Genomic DNA, 16846 nt, shown 5'->3' on the forward strand with positions numbered 1-16846 from the left:
CTCAGGTTCGGCAAAGAGAACCTAGCGCGCGAACATCAAAGCGCGCTTGACCTCCTGGATCGCCTGCGTCACCTGGATGCCACGCGGGCAGGCCTCGGTGCAGTTGAACGTGGTGCGGCAGCGCCACACACCGTCGACCTCGTTGAGGATGTCCAGCCGCTCGGCGGCCGCCTCGTCACGCGAATCGAAGATGAACCGGTGGGCGTTGACGATCGCGGCCGGACCGAAGTAGGAGCCCTCGCTCCAGTACACCGGGCAGCTCGTGGTGCAGCACGCGCACAGGATGCACTTGGTGGTGTCGTCGTAGCGGGCCCGGTCGGTGGCGCTCTGGATGCGCTCCTTGGTGGGCGGGTTGCCACTGGTGATCAGGTACGGCTTCACGGCGCGGTATGCGTCGAAGAACGGCTCCATGTCCACCACGAGGTCCTTCTCCACGGGCAGGCCGCGGATCGGCTCGATGGTGATCGTCAGCTGCTTGCCCGGCTTCTTCGGCAGCAGGTCGCGCATGAGGACCTTGCAGGCCAGCCGGTTCACGCCGTTGATCCGCATGGCATCCGAACCGCACACCCCGTGGGCGCAGGAGCGCCGGAAGGTCAGCGTGCCGTCCAGGTAGCCCTTCACGTACAACAGCAGGTTCAGCAGCCGGTCCGAGGGCAGGCAGGGAACCCGGAAGCTCTGCCAGCCGGCAGCGTCGGGGTTCTCGGGGTTGAACCGGGCGATCTTCAGGGTGACCATGACCGCGCCCTCGGGCACGGGGGGCAGCTCCGGGTCGCCGGCTTCGGGCTTATCGATGACTGGGGCGCTCATCAGTACTTCCGCTCCATCGGCTCGTAGCGGGTCTGGACCACGGGCTTGTAATCCAGCCGGATGTCGGACAGCAACTCGCTGCCCTCCTTGTAGGCCATGGTGTGCCGCATGTAGTTGGTGTCGTCGCGGTCGGGGTAGTCCTCGCGGGCGTGTCCGCCGCGGGACTCCTTGCGGTTGAGCGCACCGACCACGGTCACCTCGGCAAGCTCCAGCAGGAAGCCCAGCTCGATGGCCTCGAGCAGGTCGCTGTTGTAACGCTTGCCCTTGTCGTGCACCGTGATTCGGCTGTAGCGCTCCTTGAGTGCATGGATGTCGGTGAGCGCCTGCTTGAGCGTTTCCTCGGTGCGGAACACCGCGGCGTTGTTGTCCATCGACTGCTGCAGGGCCGTGCGGATGTCGGCGACGCGCTCGTTGCCGTGCTCGGAGAGGATGTCGCCGACCCAGCCGACCACCATGTCGGCCGGGTTCTCCGGCATGTCGACGTGGTTGTGGTTGGCGGCGTACTCGGCGGCGGCGATACCGGCGCGACGGCCGAACACGTTGATGTCCAGCAGCGAGTTGGTGCCGAGGCGGTTGGCGCCGTGCACCGACACACACGCGCATTCACCCGCGGCGTAGAGGCCGGGGATGACGTTGGTGTTGTCGCGCAGGACCTGGCCGTGGATGGTCGTCGGGATGCCGCCCATCACGTAGTGGCAGGTCGGGTAGACCGGCACCAGTTCGGTCACCGGGTCCACACCCAGGTAGGTGCGGGCGAACTCGGTGATGTCGGGCAGCTTGGCTTCGAGCACGTCCTCGCCGAGGTGACGCACGTCGATGTAGACGTAGTCCTTGTTCGGTCCGGCGCCGCGGCCTTCGAGCACCTCGAGCACCATCGACCGGGCGACGATGTCACGCGGCGCGAGGTCGACGATCGTCGGCGCGTAGCGCTCCATGAACCGCTCGCCCTCGCCGTTGAGCAACCGGCCGCCCTCGCCGCGCACGGCCTCGGAGATCAGGATGCCCAGGCCGGCCAGGCCTGTCGGGTGGAACTGGTGGAACTCCATGTCCTCCAAGGGAAGTCCCTTGCGGAAGATGATGCCCAGGCCGTCACCGGTCAGGGTGTGGGCGTTGGAGGTGGTCTTGTACATCCGGCCCGAACCGCCGGTGGCGAAGACGATCGCCTTGGCGTGGAAGATGTGGATGTCGCCGGTCGCCAGCTCGTAAGCGATGACGCCGGTGGCCACCGGACCGGCCGGCGTGTCGGTCAGCGCGATGTCGAGCGCGTAGAACTCGTTGAAGAACTCCACGTCGTGCTTGACGCAGTTTTGGTACAGCGTCTGCAGGATCATGTGGCCCGTGCGATCGGCGGCGTAACAGGCCCGGCGCACCGGAGCCTTGCCGTGGTCGCGGGTGTGCCCGCCGAAGCGACGCTGGTCGATGCGGCCCTCGGGCGTCCGGTTGAACGGCATGCCCATCTTCTCGAGGTCCAGCACCGCGTCGATGGCCTCTTTGGCCATGATCTCGACGGCGTCCTGGTCAGCGAGGTAGTCGCCACCCTTGACGGTGTCGAAGGTGTGCCATTCCCAGTTGTCCTCTTCGACGTTGGCCAGCGCGGCGCACATGCCGCCCTGGGCCGCGCCGGTGTGGGAGCGCGTCGGGTACAGCTTGGTCAGCACGGCGGTACGTACCCGGGGTCCGGCCTCGACGGCCGCGCGCATGCCGGCGCCACCGGCACCGACGATGACGACGTCGTAGCGATGTTCCTGAATCATCTGTGTCCCCTTTAGGAGATGTTCGCGTCGAAGGTGACGAGCACGTAGCTGCCCAGCACCAACGTGAATCCGGTCGCCAGCAGCAGCACCGCGTTCAGCCAGAACTTGGTGGTGTTCTTGCGGGCGTAGTCGCCGATGATCGTGCGCAGGCCGTTGGCGCCGTGGATCATCGCGAGCCACAGCAGGGCCATGTCCCAGATCTGCCAGAACGGGGAGGCCCAGCGCTGTGCGACGTAGTTGAAGTCGATGCGGTACACGCCGTCCTGCCACATCAGCATGATGAACAGGTGGCCGAGCGCGAGGAACACCAGCGCCAGGCCGGAGAACCGCATGAACAACCAGGCGTACTTCTCGAAGTACGGAATGCCGCGGGGACGACGCGGCGCGCGCGGATGGTCCAGCGCGGCCGGCCGGTCGTGCTCGCGTTCCATCACCGGTGCCGGGCGGCCCAGCCGCGACTCGCCCGCTCCTGGCGCGCTCACAGGAACCGCTCCGCCATGTGCATACCGAGAACTCCTAGTGATGCGATGAGAACCACGGCAAAGACGCCGACGGCGACCGCGAGCATCTGCCGCTGGTAGCGGGGGCCCTGCTGCCAGAAGTCGATGAGGATGACGCGGATGCCGTTCAGTGCGTGAAACAGCACCGCGGCGACCAGTCCCATCTCCATCAATCCGACGATGGGCGTCTTGTACGTCTCGATGACCTCGTTGTAGGCCTGCGGGCTCACCCGGACCAAGGCGGTATCGAGAACGTGGACGAACAGGAAAAAGAAAATCGTGGCACCGGTAATACGGTGCAGCACCCAGGACCACATTCCCGGATCACCGCGATAAAGGGTGCGCCGTCGTGCTTTCCTGGGTTGCGGAGCCGATACCTCCGTCTGAGTACTCATCGGGCCCTCCAACGCCATCGGTGGGACGTCTGGGACTGCCTGTGAATTAGCCCCAAACCTCGGGGCGACTCTAAACCCATTTGCAGTGGCGAACGAACTACGGTTGAGCAGTTCGACCCGCTGAACAGCCAAAAGTTAGGCTTACCTATCTTAATGGGCGGGTCGAGGATTGGGGTTTCGGAATGCATTCAGAACCTATGTCCAGGCTTGTCGCATGACGATCGACGTCGACTGGAACCTGTTGCGCAACAAGGCAATTGGGGTCTCTTTTCATGCCTACGCGCCTTATTCGGGCTTTTCTGTGGGAGCCGCCGCTCTGGTCGACGACGGCCGCGTCGTGGCCGGGTGCAATGTGGAGAATGTCTCATATGGCCTAGGTCTCTGTGCCGAGTGCGCTGTGGCCTGTGCCCTCCATTCCGGAGGCGGCGGAAGGCTTGTCGCGCTGTCGTGTGTGGGTCCCGACGGGGGTCTTCTGATGCCGTGTGGACGGTGTCGTCAGGTCCTGCTGGAACACGGTGGGCCCGAGTTGCTCATCGACCACCCGGACGGCGCGCGGCCGCTACGCGACCTGCTGCCGGACGCCTTCGGGCCCGAGGATCTGCAGCGCGGGTAAGGCCAAGTGGTCCAACAACTCCGGGTTACCGGCGAGTAGGTTTACGGCCATGCCGCATCTCGACGCGCCGACCGTCATCCGGACCAAACGTGACGGCGGCACGCTGTCCGACGCCGCGATCGACTGGGTCATCGACGGCTACACCCACGGCCGGGTCGCTGACGAGCAAATGTCGGCGCTCCTGATGGCGATCTTCCTCAAGGGGATGGCGCCGGCTGAGATCGCCCGCTGGACGGCGGCCATGGTCGCGTCCGGGGAGCGGTTCGACTTCACCGACCTGCGCCGTGACGGCCGGCCGCTTGCCTTGGTGGACAAGCACTCCACCGGTGGGGTGGGGGACAAGATCACCATTCCGCTGCTGCCCGTTGTGATGGCGTGTGGCGCCAGTGTTCCGCAGGCGGCCGGGCGTGGGCTCGGCCACACCGGTGGCACCCTCGACAAACTCGAGGCGATCCATGGCTTCACCGCTGAGCTGACCAAAGACCAAATCCGGCAACAACTTCGGGATATCGGTGCGGCGGTGTTCGCGGCGGGCGAGCTGGCGCCGGCCGACCGCAAGATCTACGCACTGCGAGATGTCACGGCCACGACCGAGTCGTTGCCGCTGATCGCGAGCTCGGTGATGAGCAAGAAATTGGCCGAAGGCGCCCGTTCGCTGGTCTTGGACGTCAAGGTCGGCCGCGGTGCGTTCCTCAAGACCGAGGCCGAGTCGCGTGAGCTGGCAGCCACGATGGTCGACCTCGGCAATGCCAACGGGGTTCCCACCAGGGCGCTGCTCACCGACATGAACTGCCCGCTGGGCCGCGCGGTCGGCAACTCCGTGGAGGTTGCCGAATCGCTGGAGGTGTTGGCCGGCGGCGGACCGCCCGACGTGATCGAGCTGACGCTGGCGCTGGCCACGGAGATGCTCGATGCGGCCGGCATCGACGGAGCCGACCCGGCCGAGACCCTGCGGGACGGCAGCGCGATGGATTGCTTCCGTGCGCTGGTGGCGGCTCAGGGCGGGGACCTGAGCCGCCCGCTGCCCATCGGGGCGGCCAGCGAGACCGTGACGGCCCCGCACGGCGGCATCATGGGCGACCTCGATGCCATGGGCGTGGCGCTGGCGGCCTGGCGGTTGGGCGCCGGCCGGGCTCAGCCGGGTGAACCCGTGCAGTTCGGTGCCGGCGTGCGGATCCACCGCAAGCCGGGTGAGCCCGTGGCCGCGGGGGAGGCGCTGTTCACGCTCTACACGGAGACGGCCGAGCGGTTGCCCGGTGCACTGGCCGAACTCGACGGCGCCTGGAGCGTCGGCGACACGGCGCCCACGCAGCGGCCACTGATCATCGATCGGATCGTCTAGCGCTGCCGTGCTCGTGTGAGAGCCACTCTGGCCAATCGGGTGCCCGACTGCTAGGCACAGATGGTGCCCGACGACGACCTCGCGGATTTCCAGCGCTCAGAGTTCACCTATCAGTCCAAGACTCGCACCATATTTCGGCGCGGTGACGGCCCGGCGGTGATCGTCATCGCCGAAATGCCCGGCATCACCCCCAAGGTCCTCGACTTTGCCCGCCAGGTCAGCGAGATCGGTTGCACGGCAGTCCTTCCGCACCTGTTCGGAGTTCCCGGCCGCGATCCGAATCCGGACGCACGCGGTCGGGTTGGCTTCGTGGCGAATGCAGTCGGCTCGCTCGTACCGGCCTGCATCAGCCGAGAATTCGTCACGCTGGCGACGGGCCGGACGTCCCCGGTCATCGACTGGCTGCGGGCGCTGGCCAGAGACGAACACCAGCGTTGCGGCGGCCCCGGTGTCGGCGCTGTCGGTATGTGCTTTACCGGCGGCTATGCCCTGGCAATGGCCACCGATGATGCTTTGCTCGCTCCGGTCTTGTCGCAACCTTCGTTGCCAATAGGGCTGACCGCCGCGCAACGCCGGTCGATCGACATCTCGGAGGCCGATCTGGCCGTCGTCAAGCAACGCTGCGCCCGCGGTCTGACGGTGATGGGCCTGCGTTTCACCGGGGACCGATTGGTGCCGCCGGAACGCTTCGACTTTTTGCGCGAGCAACTCGGTGACGCGTTCGTCGCGGTCGAACTCGACGATGCCGATGCCAACCCCGCCGCGACGATGTCACCGCACTCGGTGCTCACCGAGCACCTGATCGACGAGCCGGGCCAACCCACCCGCGCAGCGCTGGACCAGGTGCTCGAGCTGTTTCGTCACCGACTGTTGAGCAGGTCGCAGCCTGAATGAGCGTCGCTGACCGATCCCTGTCGCGCATGATGGGGACATGAGTACGCCGCTGAGTCTGGACAAGATCCAGCACGCTCCCAAGGCCCTGCTGCACGACCACCTGGACGGTGGGCTGCGACCGGCCACAGTGCTCGACCTGGCCGGTCAGCTCGGCTATGACGACCTGCCGGCAACCGAGGTCGACGAGCTGGCCACGTTCTTCCGCACGGCCGCCCACAGTGGCTCGTTGGTGCGCTACCTGGAGCCGTTCGCCCACACTGTCGGGGTCATGCAGACGCCTGAGGCGCTGTACCGCGTCGCCTTCGAGTGCGTGGAGGATCTGGCCGCGGACAACGTCGTCTATGCGGAGGTCCGGTTCGCGCCCGAGCTGCACATCGATCGTGGGCTGTCGCTCGACGATGTGGTCGACGCAGTGCTGGCCGGATTCACCGACGGTGAGAAGGCGACCGCCGCCGAGGGCCGCGCCATCACCGTGCGTTGTCTGGTCACCGCCATGCGCCACGCGGCCCGCTCCCGCGAGATCGCCGAGCTGGCAATCCGGTTCCGGGACAAGGGCGTTGTGGGCTTCGACATCGCCGGCGCCGAGGCCGGATATCCTCCCACTCGTCACCTCGATGCCTTCGAGTACATGCGAGGCAACAACGCGCGCTTCACTATTCACGCGGGCGAGGCGTTCGGCCTGCCGTCGATCCACGAGGCCATCGCGTTCTGCGGGGCGGACCGGCTGGGCCACGGGGTGCGCATCGTCGACGACATCACCGAGTTCGATGACGGCACGCAGCGGCTGGGCCGGTTGGCATCCATCTTGCGCGACAAGCGCATTCCGCTGGAGATGTGCCCGAGCAGCAACGTGCAGACCGGCGCGGCACCCAGCATTGCCGAGCATCCGTTCGACCGCCTGGCGCGGCTGCGGTTCCGTGTCACCGTCAACACCGACAACCGGCTGATGAGCGACACCACGATGAGTCAGGAGATGCTGCGGCTGGTCGAGGCGTTCGGCTACGGGTGGACCGACCTCGAGCGGTTCACCATCAATGCGATGAAGTCGGCTTTCATCCCGTTCGACGAACGCCTGGCGATCATCGACGAGGTGATCAAACCCCGGTATGCGGTTCTGGTCGGCTGAGCACAGCGCGTAGCGTATCGGCGAAAACTCCTGGCGCGCCCATGAATCCGCCATGGTCACCGGGAAACATCACCGGCCGTTGCCCCAGCAGATCGGCCAGCGCGGTCGTCGTGCGCTGGGTCAACAGGTGCCCGGACTCCTCGCCGAGGCCGAGCACCACCCGTCCGTTCTTCAGCGCCTCGACGTCGGGCCGGTAGCGGGTGGTGGCCCGCAGCTCATGGTTGAAGAAGTGTGCCGCGTCGCGCAGTTCCTGATCACTGGGTGCGGGCATCTCCGGTGAAGCCGGCGGCACGTCGAACCCGGCGTTGGCCATGAACTTTCCCCACGCCGCGAACATTCCATCGCCCGCGAACGTCGCGATGATGTCGTCGGTGGCAGCGCGCTGTTCGTCGGCGTCGGGCAACAACTCGAGCACGGGAGGCTCATGGGCCACCAGGGTGCCCACCCGATCGGGATGCCGGGCCACCAACGCCAGACCCGTCACCGCGCCGCCGGAGGAGCCGAACACGTCGGCTGAGCCGGCGCCCAAGTCATCGAGGATTGCCGCGACGTCGTCGGCGCAGCTCGGGTGTCGAGTCCTGGTCGGGATCATCGACAGCACTGCCGGCGACGCCGCGTGGGTCGGCGGTCACCACGGTGTGGTCACCGGCCAGCGCGTGTGCCAGTGGCGCGAACTCCGAGGCCGCCATCGGGGCGCCGAGGATGATCAGCAGCGGTCCCGTTCCGCGCACCTCATAGTGCAGGCGGGCGCCGGGGACCGTGACGGTGTGGGTGGAGAGGCTGCTCGTGGTGGTCATGAGTGCTCTGACCGCTCTGGCGGCCAGAACTCATCGGGGCGGCTACTCCGGCCGTAGGCGCGACTCCACGAAACGCTCCAGTGCTTCCCACTGCTCGACGGCCTGAGCGTACGGGGCCTCGGGCTTGCGGGCGTTCTCGTTGCCCAGGACATAGTCCACGAATTTGCCGAGCGCCTTGGTGCCCGCCAGTGTCTCGTCGACGGTCTTGTCCTCCGAATAGTCGCTCACGTCGCGCAGCAACTCGACGGCCAACTCCAACTGGTCATGGTCGACCGCGTCGGGTCCGTCGGCGATGTCGTCTGAGATGCCGCTGAGGACGTAGACGTTCTCGTCGGCGACCTCCACGCGCAGGGAGCCGTCCGTGGCGGCGGTCCTGATGTCGTCGTAGGTGGCCAGGTCCGACAGGTCGTGATCGTGTTCGTCGGCCAGGTAGCGGGCCAGGGCGCGCTCGGAGCTGAACACGCTGATGCGTCCATTACGACCCAGGAAGACCGGCTCGTCGTCGAGGTAGCAACGCAACGTGTAGACGGTGCCCGAGCCGGTCATGATGCGCACCGGGTCGATACCGACCTTCTGCCAGAAGTCCTCGTCATCGCCCAGGACGGCGGTGTCGGCGGCGCTGCGCACGGGCGCGACCTCGGCCTCGGCGTCGTCCTCGTCGTTTTCGGCGTCGTCGTCGGTGTCGGTGTCGGCGGTGAGGTCGTCCTCGTCCTCTTCGGGGGCGGGCTCCTCGAGTTCGGCCTCGGCCTTCTTGACCGCGTCGGAATCGATGTCCTCGGGAACCGTGACGATCTCGTCGATGGAGTCGACCACGCCGTCCCAGCCGCGGGCGATCACGGCTTCGATCTCGGCCCAGCGCTTGCGCCCGGAGCGGCCGGTGAAGCCTTCCAACCCACCGCCCACCGTGCCCAGCACGGGGTTGCCGTTGAAGAACTTGCTGATGGCTGCCAGCTCGCACACCGAGCCGATCGAGGACACCACCACCAGCGTGCGGTGCAGGGTCGCGACGGATTCTTCCGTCGGCTTCTCGGCGACCAGGTCGGGGACCCCCACGATGTCGTACTCGCGGTCCTCCGACGGCTGCAGCTTGTGTGCGTTGGCCGCGGTGAGCTTGCTCCACGCCGGGTGGTCGGCGAGATCGTTGTCGGTGTTGGTGCGCACGAAAGCCACCAGGTCAGCGACCGATTCGAAGGCGTACAGGGCATCACCCTCGCCAAGGAACGCCTCCCACTCATCGCCGGCATCCCGCCAACGCGGAGCCCACAGTGTGTAAAGGTCGCCCTTGGTCAGCCCGAGCCGGACCGGCACGATGTCAGCAGCCATGCGGCACAGCCTAATGGGATGCCCTGGAGGCCAGTCAGCTCGTCTCCGGTTCAGGGCCTACCGGCACGCTCGTCACACCGTGGGCCGCCAGAATCCCTGAAAGCCCTGACCGGCATTCGTGGTCCGGATGGGTGACAGTTTCACCGGATCCCCGGCCTCGATCATGGTGTTCGCCCCGACGATCATCGCGACGTGTCCGTCCCATACCGCCAGATCGCCGGGCCGCAACGTTCCTGGCGACACGGCCGTGCCGACGTCCTGCTCCTGGGCCAGCCGCGGAAGGTCCAGCCCGGCTTCGTGATAGGCCCATTGGGTCAGTCCACTGCAGTCCAACCCGACGCCCGGTGTGGTGCCTCCCCACCGGTACGGCACTCCCAGTTGGGTCAGCGCGTGCCGCACCGCGCTGGCTGCCACGGCGTTGGGCGCCACGGCTGTGCTTCCGTCGGGCAACCGCACCGCCACGCCATCGCCGAACATGCCCGGGTCGCGCAGCCCGACGGGGGCTTCCGAGCGGTCAGCATTCCAACTACTCGCCGGGGCAGCAGGCGGTGGACTCCCGGAGAACCCCGCAGCAGCCGGTGCGAAACCGCCGGAGCCGGCCGAGTAACCGGAGCCGGCCGGGAAACCGCGCGAGCCGGTGTACGGAGCGGTGACTGCCTCGGCCCGGTGGTCCAGGTCGGCGCGTAGTTCGTCGACGACAGCCGACGCCTCGGCGATCGCGCGCCGTGCCTCCGCGTGCAGTTCCTCGGCCACTCCCGGTTCGTCGAGATGGGGAGCCAGCGCCGCGGCGCGTTCCTCGAAGCGGTCGATGATCGCCTGCAGCCGTGACCTCGCCCGAGCCACGGCCGAGTCTGCGTCGCGGGCCGCCGTGCTCAAGGCCTGCGCCTGCTCGGCCAGGCCCGCCACTTGCGCGGCGGTGTCCGCAGTGAAGCCCGCGGCGGCCGTCGCTGAGGCGCCCGCCCAACCGCCGGCGGCGTCGTCCCACGAGCGGCCGAGCGCGGCGGCGATATCCGTGAGGGCGGTGTGCGCCCCGTCCAGTGCCGTCACAGCCGGGCTGTCGGACGGCCAGCCGGCGCCCACCAGATCCCGAAGCTCGTAGAGCGGCGCGGCCAGCGCGATGGGGGACGCGGGCACGGCTACACCCGCGGCAGCAGCTGAGCCGCGCGCTGCCCGACGGCGTCGTAGCCGGCAGCGGACTTTCCGGCGCTGACGGCACCCGCATCCGTCCGAGCGCCCAACGATGCGACCGCATCGCTGTGGGCGGAGACGGCTTCGGTGAAAGCCGTGATGAACCGTTGGCCGATCGGTCCGAGAGCCGCCGCCGGCGACGGCATGGAGCGAAGGGTGGCGGCCACGGCGCTGAGGCCGGCGGCATGGGCGTTGAGGGCATCGCCAAGGGCACGGATGGCCGCCATGTCGGCGCGCAGGTTGTCGGCGGGCATGTGGTTAGGACGCCCGCCGACGCCGATCGGTTCCCGTTAAGGTCAGCGCATGGATGTACGCGTCGTCGACCACCCTCTGGCCGCCGCGCGGCTGACCACCCTTCGCGATGAGCGGACCGACAACGCGGGTTTCCGTGCGGCGCTCCGGGACCTGACGCTGATGCTGGTGTACGAGGCCACCCGGGATGCGGCGTCCGAGCAGATCGCGGTGCGCACCCCGGTGACCGACACCATGGGTTCGCGATTGGCCAATCCGCCGTTGCTGGTCCCCGTGTTACGGGCCGGTCTGGGGATGGTCGACCAGGCGCATGCGTTGATCCCTGAGGCACAGGTGGGTTTCGTGGGGATGGCTCGTGACGAGACGACGCATCAGCCGACGCCGTACCTGGCGTCGCTGCCGGACGATCTGAGCGCGCGGTCGGTGTTCGTGCTCGACCCGATGCTGGCGACCGGCGGGTCGATGGCTTACACCATCAACCTGCTGAAGGAGCGCAACGCTGACGACATCACCGCGGTGTGCGTGGTGTGCGCTCCGCAGGGGATCGCCGCGATCGAGAAGATCGCACCCGAAATGCGGCTCGTCACCGCGACCGTCGACGAGGGGCTGAACGAGATCGCCTACATCGTCCCCGGTCTCGGTGACGCGGGGGACCGTCAGTTCGGCCCGCGCTGAGGCACTACCAGCGGGCTGCGGCGTCGGCCAGGTCCTGGCTGAGTTTCTGGGCGTGCGCCCGTGCGGTGTCCAGGTCGTCGGTCGGCGCGCAGCGGACTTCGGTGTAGGACTTGAGTTTCGGCTCGGTTCCCGACGGGCGCACCACCACCCGGACCGAAGTGTCGGCGTCGCTGCCGGTGAAGATCAGCGCGTCGGTGCGCTGTTGCCCGTCCAGCACCAGCAGATCCTCGACACTGACGGCGATGCCGGCCAGTTCGGTCGGCGGGGCCGAGCGCAAGCGACTCATGGCTGCCGCGGCGTCATCGACGTGGCGGCTGACCGCACCCGTCACGTGCACGCCGTGCACCTTGGCCAGATCATCGAGGGCGTCGAGCACGGTGCGACCCTGATGGCGGAGTGCGGCCACCAGGTCGGCAGCCAGGATCGCGGCGCTGATCCCATCCTTGTCCCGCACCGAGGCAGGGTCGACGCAATGGCCGATCGCCTCCTCGTAGGCGTAGACCAACGTATTGCCGGGAGATTGGGCGCGGGCCAGCCACTTGAACCCGGTGAGGGTTTCGGCGTGCTGCGCACCGTGCGCGGCCGCGATCGCCGCCAGCATGCGCGATGAGACCACGGTGCTGGCGACCAGGGCGGCTTCACTGACCGGGCCCGGTTCGATTTGGGAGAGAATGTAATCGCCCAGCAGCCAGCCTGTTTCGTCGCCGGTGAGCATGCGCCAGCCATCGGGTCCGGGCACGCCGACGGCGCACCGGTCGGCATCGGGGTCCAGCGCGATGGCGATTTCGGCATCGACCTCGTCGGCCAGAGCCAGAAGCGCATCGACGGCACCGGGCTCCTCGGGATTGGGAAAGCTGACGGTGGGGAAGTTCGGGTCAGGGTTGAACTGTTCCTCGACCACGTGCACGTCGTCGAACCCGGCCAATGCCATTGCGTCGAGGGCGTATTCGCCGCCGACGCCGTGCAGCGGAGTCAGCGCCACGCGTACCGAACCGGTGGCGCGACGTACCCGAGCGGCCCGTTCCAGGTAGTGATAGACCTGCCGGAGCCCGCCGGTTTCCACTGCAGCCCTGTTTATCTCGTCGGCGTGCGGGGCCCGGGCAACTGCGGCCTCGATCTCGCGATCGGCGGGAGAGTTGATCTGCATGCCGCCCTCGACGAATACCTTGTAGCCGTTGTCGGCGGGCGGATTGTGGGATGCGGTGATCTGGACCCCGGCCACCGCAGGCAGGTGCCGGACGGTGTAGGCGAGCACCGGTGTCGGGACGGCGGCCATCATGAGCAGGACCTGGAAGCCTTCGGCCGCAAGTACTTCGGCAGTCGCCAAGGCGAACTCGTCAGAGTGGTGCCGGGCGTCACGGCCGACCACGACGTGGGATCCGCCCAGGCCCCTGTCCTTGAGGACCTGGGCCAGCGCCCACGTGGTGCGCACGACGACGGCCAGGTTCATCGCATCGGGCCCGCCCCGTATCGGTCCGCGTAAACCGGCGGTGCCGAAGGTCAGCGGATGGCTGAATCGGCGGTCGAGCTCATCGGGGCTACACGCGGACAATTCGGCCGCGGTCTGCGGGTCGGGGTCGTGGGCGATCCAATCGGCGGCGGCGGTCGCGATGGAAGTCATGACCCAAGTGTGCCCGCAGTGGCATCGGAGTAGGCCAGCTTGCGCAGGACAGGTGCCACCAGCATCACCAGATCGAATTCGAGATCGGTGAGGTTCTCCCGCATGGTGGCGTGCAACCAGGCGTCGCGCTCGGCGCGGTCCGCCTCCAGCAGGGCCATCCCTGCTGCGGTGATCTCGATGAGCTGTCGGCGACGGTCGTTGTCGTCGGGACGGCGGGCGATCAGGCCGCGGCGGACGAGTTCATTGATGCTGTCTGTCAGCGACTGCGCGCGGACATGCAGGCGAGCGCCCATCTCGGCCGGGGTGGTGGTTCCGGTGCGACTGGCCTCCCCGAGCAGTTCGAGCTGGCTCAAGGTGAGGCCGTGGTCGGGCCGGTGGCGCCGCATCTGGCGGGTGACCGCCATCATCGACTCGCGTAGTTCAGTCGCCGACGTTGCTGCCATAGACAAGTTATACCTTGGTATTCACGCCTATCGTGGCATTTGATGCCCTATGGAGCAAGGGTAGTCCGAAGGAATGCCTTACCATTTTGGTAGGAGGTGCGAGACAGCGATGACGCGGACACTGCGATGGGCCCTACTCGTCCTCGCGACTGCCGGCGTCACCGTCCCGCTCGATCTCGTCGGCGTTCCGTCGGCCGCGCTGTTCGCCGGGCTGGTGGTGGGCATTGCGCTGGCCCTCGCGGCCTTGGCGCCGGAACGCATGCCGCGTCGAGCCGGGGTGATCGCCCAGGGGGTGCTCGGCGTTTACATCGGCACGATGGTCCATCACGATGCGGTCAGCGCGATCGGCCCGGATTGGTTGATCGTGCTGGCGATCACCGTCGCCACGCTGGTCCTGAGCGTCGTTGCCGGCGGGTTGCTCGGACTGCACCGCGATGTCAGCCCGTTGACCGGCTCGCTGGCGCTGGTGGCAGGCGGCGCGTCGGGTCTGGTGGCCATCGCCCGTGAGCTCGGTGGCGATGATCGCGTCGTCTCCGTCGTCCAGTACCTGCGCGTGGCACTCGTCACCGCGACCATTCCGCTCGTGGTGACCCTCGTGTTCCACGCCGACAGGTCGCATCCCTCGCCGGCCGCGGCCCAAACCGATTCGGCGCCCTGGTATCTCAGCCTCGTGATGTTGGTTGTGATCGTTGCTGTCGGCGCCGTCGGCGGGCGATGGGTCAAGCTGCCCGGTGCCGGACTTCTGGGCCCGCTGGCCCTGACGGTGGCACTGCAACTCACCGGCCTGTCCTTCGGGTTGGCGGTCCCGGTACTACTGGTGCAGGCGGCCTACATGGTGATCGGCTGGCAGGCCGGCATCGCCTTCACCCGGGAGTCGCTGAGTGCCATCGGCCGGATCCTTCCGCTGGCACTGACGCTGATCGTGGTGCTCGGTGTGGCCACCGCCGGCCTCGGCGTGGTGCTGGCCGACGTCACGGGGATGACGCAACTCGAGGGCTACCTCGCGACAAGTCCGGGTGGGGTGTACGCGGTGCTGGCCACCGCCGTGGAAACCGGTTCCAATGTCACTTTCATCGTCGCCGCGCAGGTTTTGCGCGTCCTGCTGATGCTGTTCGTCGCGCCACTGATGGCCCGGGGCATGGCCCGGCTCGGCAGGCGACGCGGACTTCGTCACGATCAGCCGGCCGACGTCCCCGTTGCCGCGGTGACCAGGCGGTAGATGATCGGCTGAGCCGCGACATCATTGGCCTTGAAATTGGCCAGCACGAACGAGCGGAAGGTGCGATCGAACAGCAGGCGCGGCAGGAATGTCCGGAGCGTCGGCCAGCTGGCGTGGTTGACCACGCTGTAGTCGGTCGGTTCGCCGGGCCGCGGGGCCAGCAGCGTGGAGTCGGGCAGCGAGGTTCTGCGCTGGAACCAGCCGGCCGTGTATTCCCATGTGGCGTAGACCGTCTCGGCTGAATCGCAGTGAAAGTAGTTGAACAGGAACCAGTGGTCGCTGCAGCGCGCGACGTCGGCGATCCGGGCTGCGTTACTGGCCGCCAAGCGGTAGGAATGCCCTGCGTTGCGGTCGATTTCGGCAATCATGGCGCGGTAGGCGGCGTCAGCTCGCACGGTGGCGATGGCGTCGACACCGGTGGTGCGGATCAGCACCACGAGGTCGTATCGGGCCGGCCGCACACCTGCGCGCGCCAGCAGGGCAGACCCCTCACCGGGCGGGCGCAACGCCCCGCGGAAGACCGCGGTCTCGACGACGTCATCGCGTTGGGCCAGCTGCTCCGCCCACCTTGTGAGGCGGCCGGCCAGTCGACGGCGCGTGCGTGACGGCAGCGCAAGCGGCCCGCACCAGCGGCCGGTCTCCGCGGCCAGGACCAGAAATCCGTCGTCGGTCCGGTCGGTGAGCCGGACCGGTACGGCCAGTTGATCATTGACCAGTTTCATCAGCTTTCCCCTTCTCAGCGTCGGTTCAGACCCGACAGGCGCCAGGCAAGTGCGCGACGCACGGCCGGCAGCTTTCCGGCCATCCGCATGACGCGGTTGCGGATGGGGCGGCGTCGAGACGACGCGGTGGCGAGTTCGGTGAGGCGGCTGGTCATCGTCACGACGCCGCGAGCGGTCTGGTGGCGCGTGGCGGCATAGTCGTCGAGCAACGTCTCGTCGGCGCGGTCTTCTAATACCTTCGAGAGGTGCTCGCCCAGGACGACGGCGTCCTCGATACCGAGGTTCATGCCCTGCCCACCGGCGGGCGAGTGCACGTGGGCGGCATCGCCCGCCAACAGGATGCGCTTGTCGCGGAAAGCGTCGGCGATGCGGTGATGGACCCGGAACCGGGAACCCCAGACCACTTCTTCGACCACTGCGGGCCTGGCGGCCGGGCCTCGTTCGTCCAACAGCGATTGCACGAACGCGATGTCGGGGTGCTGCGGAGCTTCTTCCACAGTGGCGACGATGCGGTACATCCCGTCGGGCAATGGCGCCACGACCACGAGTCCGGCCGGGGAGAAGTAGAGGATCACCTCGTTGGCCGGGACACCGCCCGACAGGCCGACATCGGCGAGTGCGAACGATTCGCCGTAAGTGCCACCGCTGAACGCGATGCCGGCGTGTTCGCGGACCGTGCTGTGCATGCCGTCGGCGCCGATCAGGTACCGGGCCCGGATCTGCTGACCGTCAGCGAGGGTGGCGATCGCGTGGTCGCCGCTCTGCCGGATCCCGGTCACCGTGGCCGGGCGCAGCACCTTGCCGCCGAGCTGCTCCAGGCGGTTGAGCAAGAAGGCCTCGGTGTCGGCCTGCGAGATCATCAGCGTGTACGGATAGCGGGTGGGCAGGTCGCTGAACGGCACCGCGATGAGTAGGTCGTCGCGGTCCCGGATGGTGAAGGTCGGGGTGTGTAGGCCGCGTGCGACGAGGTCGTCGACAACGTCGTAGGGCTCCAGCAATTCCAGGGTGTGGGGATGGACCACAGCGGCCCGTGACGTGTTGGCGCCCTCGGCCTGGCGGTCCACCACGGTCACCTCGTGGCCATGTTGGGTCAACACGATCGCGGCGGTCAGGCCGACAGGGCCGGCTCCGACGATGAGGACGTCGGTGGTGAACGCTTGCATTTCGACTCCTTT

General features: G+C 67.6%; 19 protein-coding genes. 6 read left to right on the forward strand and 13 right to left on the reverse strand.

What is annotated here, in order from left to right:
• Positions 1-21: 21 nt before the first annotated feature.
• Genes H977_RS0106770 through sdhC form a run of 4 tightly spaced genes read right to left on the reverse strand, consistent with a single transcriptional unit; the run spans position 22 to position 3456 of the window.
• Complete coding sequence (locus tag H977_RS0106770; protein ID WP_036475249.1) at positions 22-807, reverse strand: succinate dehydrogenase iron-sulfur subunit; 786 nt, start codon at positions 805-807, stop codon at positions 22-24.
• Positions 807-2561: a succinate dehydrogenase flavoprotein subunit gene (sdhA, locus tag H977_RS0106775; RefSeq protein ID WP_029107145.1), complete on the reverse strand. Its 1755-nt coding sequence runs from the start codon at positions 2559-2561 to the stop codon at positions 807-809. The genes H977_RS0106770 and sdhA overlap by 1 nt, the downstream gene beginning before the upstream one ends.
• An 11-nt stretch (positions 2562-2572) precedes the next feature.
• Entirely contained in the window at positions 2573-2992 is a 420-nt protein-coding gene (locus H977_RS0106780; protein WP_276016009.1) for a succinate dehydrogenase hydrophobic membrane anchor subunit, read from the reverse strand.
• A gap of 47 nt (positions 2993-3039) precedes the next feature.
• Positions 3040-3456 carry a succinate dehydrogenase, cytochrome b556 subunit gene (sdhC, locus tag H977_RS0106785; protein ID WP_081681654.1) on the reverse strand — a complete coding sequence of 139 codons (417 nt, stop codon included), beginning with the start codon at positions 3454-3456 and terminating at the stop codon, positions 3040-3042.
• Between the two features lie 214 nt (positions 3457-3670).
• On the opposite strand from sdhC, the gene H977_RS0106790 reads away from it, so the two are divergent.
• The 4 genes from H977_RS0106790 to H977_RS0106805 all read left to right on the forward strand — a co-directional run bounded on the left by H977_RS0106790 (position 3671) and on the right by H977_RS0106805 (position 7431).
• Positions 3671-4069: a cytidine deaminase gene (locus H977_RS0106790; protein ID WP_029107148.1), complete on the forward strand. Its 399-nt coding sequence runs from the start codon at positions 3671-3673 to the stop codon at positions 4067-4069.
• Positions 4070-4118: 49 nt separating this feature from the next.
• Positions 4119-5411 (forward strand): thymidine phosphorylase, encoded by a 1293-nt coding sequence (locus H977_RS0106795; RefSeq protein ID WP_051288700.1) that lies wholly within the window; start codon positions 4119-4121, stop codon positions 5409-5411.
• 63 nt (positions 5412-5474) lie between these two features.
• The gene (locus H977_RS0106800; RefSeq protein ID WP_029107150.1) at positions 5475-6305 is read left to right on the forward strand and encodes a dienelactone hydrolase family protein; all 831 of its coding nucleotides are present in this window, start codon (positions 5475-5477) and stop codon (positions 6303-6305) included.
• Positions 6306-6342: 37 nt separating this feature from the next.
• Complete coding sequence (locus H977_RS0106805; RefSeq protein WP_029107151.1) at positions 6343-7431, forward strand: adenosine deaminase; 1089 nt, start codon at positions 6343-6345, stop codon at positions 7429-7431.
• Here the strand turns inward: H977_RS0106805 and H977_RS32655 are convergent.
• The 5 genes from H977_RS32655 to H977_RS0106825 all read right to left on the reverse strand — a co-directional run bounded on the left by H977_RS32655 (position 7400) and on the right by H977_RS0106825 (position 10993).
• Positions 7400-7960, reverse strand: a complete 561-nt coding sequence (locus H977_RS32655; protein ID WP_502691144.1) for an alpha/beta fold hydrolase — start codon at positions 7958-7960, stop codon at positions 7400-7402. The two genes, H977_RS0106805 and H977_RS32655, sit on opposite strands and share 32 nt — an antisense overlap.
• Position 7961: 1 nt before the next feature.
• Positions 7962-8228: an alpha/beta fold hydrolase gene (locus H977_RS36230; RefSeq protein ID WP_502691145.1), complete on the reverse strand. Its 267-nt coding sequence runs from the start codon at positions 8226-8228 to the stop codon at positions 7962-7964.
• A gap of 42 nt (positions 8229-8270) precedes the next feature.
• Positions 8271-9551: a protein export chaperone SatS gene (satS, locus tag H977_RS0106815; RefSeq protein ID WP_029107152.1), complete on the reverse strand. Its 1281-nt coding sequence runs from the start codon at positions 9549-9551 to the stop codon at positions 8271-8273.
• Between the two features lie 72 nt (positions 9552-9623).
• Complete coding sequence (locus H977_RS0106820; protein ID WP_029107153.1) at positions 9624-10685, reverse strand: C40 family peptidase; 1062 nt, start codon at positions 10683-10685, stop codon at positions 9624-9626.
• A 2-nt stretch (positions 10686-10687) separates the two neighbouring features.
• Entirely contained in the window at positions 10688-10993 is a 306-nt protein-coding gene (locus tag H977_RS0106825) for a type VII secretion target (protein ID WP_231395889.1), read from the reverse strand.
• Between the two features lie 49 nt (positions 10994-11042).
• Here H977_RS0106825 and upp point away from each other — a divergent pair, with 49 nt between their 5' ends.
• Positions 11043-11666: a uracil phosphoribosyltransferase gene (gene upp, locus H977_RS0106830; protein ID WP_029107155.1), complete on the forward strand. Its 624-nt coding sequence runs from the start codon at positions 11043-11045 to the stop codon at positions 11664-11666.
• A gap of 4 nt (positions 11667-11670) precedes the next feature.
• On the opposite strand, the gene H977_RS0106835 is transcribed toward upp, so the two are convergent.
• The gene (locus H977_RS0106835) at positions 11671-13287 is read right to left on the reverse strand and encodes a phospho-sugar mutase (protein WP_029107156.1); all 1617 of its coding nucleotides are present in this window, start codon (positions 13285-13287) and stop codon (positions 11671-11673) included.
• A complete protein-coding gene (locus tag H977_RS0106840; protein WP_036475252.1) occupies positions 13284-13730 on the reverse strand; it encodes a MarR family winged helix-turn-helix transcriptional regulator in 447 nt (148 codons plus the stop codon). Before H977_RS0106840 ends, H977_RS0106835 begins: the two co-directional genes overlap by 4 nt.
• A gap of 109 nt (positions 13731-13839) precedes the next feature.
• On the opposite strand from H977_RS0106840, the gene H977_RS32660 reads away from it, so the two are divergent.
• Positions 13840-14949 (forward strand): AbrB family transcriptional regulator, encoded by a 1110-nt coding sequence (locus H977_RS32660; protein ID WP_036475255.1) that lies wholly within the window; start codon positions 13840-13842, stop codon positions 14947-14949.
• On the opposite strand, the gene H977_RS0106850 is transcribed toward H977_RS32660, so the two are convergent.
• Together H977_RS0106850 and H977_RS0106855 are read right to left on the reverse strand one after the other, a co-directional pair.
• Positions 14907-15671 carry a hypothetical protein gene (locus H977_RS0106850; RefSeq protein WP_029107158.1) on the reverse strand — a complete coding sequence of 255 codons (765 nt, stop codon included), beginning with the start codon at positions 15669-15671 and terminating at the stop codon, positions 14907-14909. The genes H977_RS32660 and H977_RS0106850 overlap by 43 nt on opposite strands.
• Before the next feature lie 14 nt (positions 15672-15685).
• On the reverse strand, positions 15686-16834 hold the full coding sequence (locus tag H977_RS0106855; protein ID WP_029107159.1) for an FAD-dependent oxidoreductase: 1149 nt from the start codon (positions 16832-16834) through the stop codon (positions 15686-15688).
• Between the last annotated feature and the right edge of the window lie 12 nt (positions 16835-16846).

The organism is Mycobacterium sp. URHD0025, from assembly GCF_000426065.1.
GTDB lineage: Bacteria > Actinomycetota > Actinomycetes > Mycobacteriales > Mycobacteriaceae > Mycobacterium.

What these genes read in the sequence shown, in the direction of transcription:
- H977_RS0106790 (WP_029107148.1), top strand. Translation starts at nt 3,671, where the DNA reads ATGACGATCGACGTCGACTGGAACCTGTTGCGCAACAAGGCAATTGGG.
- H977_RS0106780 (WP_276016009.1), bottom strand. Translation starts at nt 2,992, where the DNA reads ATGGAACGCGAGCACGACCGGCCGGCCGCGCTGGACCATCCGCGCGCG.
- H977_RS0106770 (WP_036475249.1), bottom strand. Translation starts at nt 807, where the DNA reads ATGAGCGCCCCAGTCATCGATAAGCCCGAAGCCGGCGACCCGGAGCTG.
- H977_RS0106805 (WP_029107151.1), top strand. Translation starts at nt 6,343, where the DNA reads ATGAGTACGCCGCTGAGTCTGGACAAGATCCAGCACGCTCCCAAGGCC.
- H977_RS0106835 (WP_029107156.1), bottom strand. Translation starts at nt 13,287, where the DNA reads ATGACTTCCATCGCGACCGCCGCCGCCGATTGGATCGCCCACGACCCC.
- H977_RS0106850 (WP_029107158.1), bottom strand. Translation starts at nt 15,671, where the DNA reads ATGAAACTGGTCAATGATCAACTGGCCGTACCGGTCCGGCTCACCGAC.
- sdhA (WP_029107145.1), bottom strand. Translation starts at nt 2,561, where the DNA reads ATGATTCAGGAACATCGCTACGACGTCGTCATCGTCGGTGCCGGTGGC.
- H977_RS32660 (WP_036475255.1), top strand. Translation starts at nt 13,840, where the DNA reads ATGACGCGGACACTGCGATGGGCCCTACTCGTCCTCGCGACTGCCGGC.
- H977_RS0106825 (WP_231395889.1), bottom strand. Translation starts at nt 10,993, where the DNA reads ATGCCCGCCGACAACCTGCGCGCCGACATGGCGGCCATCCGTGCCCTT.
- satS (WP_029107152.1), bottom strand. Translation starts at nt 9,551, where the DNA reads ATGGCTGCTGACATCGTGCCGGTCCGGCTCGGGCTGACCAAGGGCGAC.
- H977_RS36230 (WP_502691145.1), bottom strand. Translation starts at nt 8,228, where the DNA reads ATGACCACCACGAGCAGCCTCTCCACCCACACCGTCACGGTCCCCGGC.
- H977_RS0106840 (WP_036475252.1), bottom strand. Translation starts at nt 13,730, where the DNA reads ATGGCAGCAACGTCGGCGACTGAACTACGCGAGTCGATGATGGCGGTC.
- H977_RS0106855 (WP_029107159.1), bottom strand. Translation starts at nt 16,834, where the DNA reads ATGCAAGCGTTCACCACCGACGTCCTCATCGTCGGAGCCGGCCCTGTC.
- sdhC (WP_081681654.1), bottom strand. Translation starts at nt 3,456, where the DNA reads ATGAGTACTCAGACGGAGGTATCGGCTCCGCAACCCAGGAAAGCACGA.
- upp (WP_029107155.1), top strand. Translation starts at nt 11,043, where the DNA reads ATGGATGTACGCGTCGTCGACCACCCTCTGGCCGCCGCGCGGCTGACC.
- H977_RS0106795 (WP_051288700.1), top strand. Translation starts at nt 4,119, where the DNA reads ATGCCGCATCTCGACGCGCCGACCGTCATCCGGACCAAACGTGACGGC.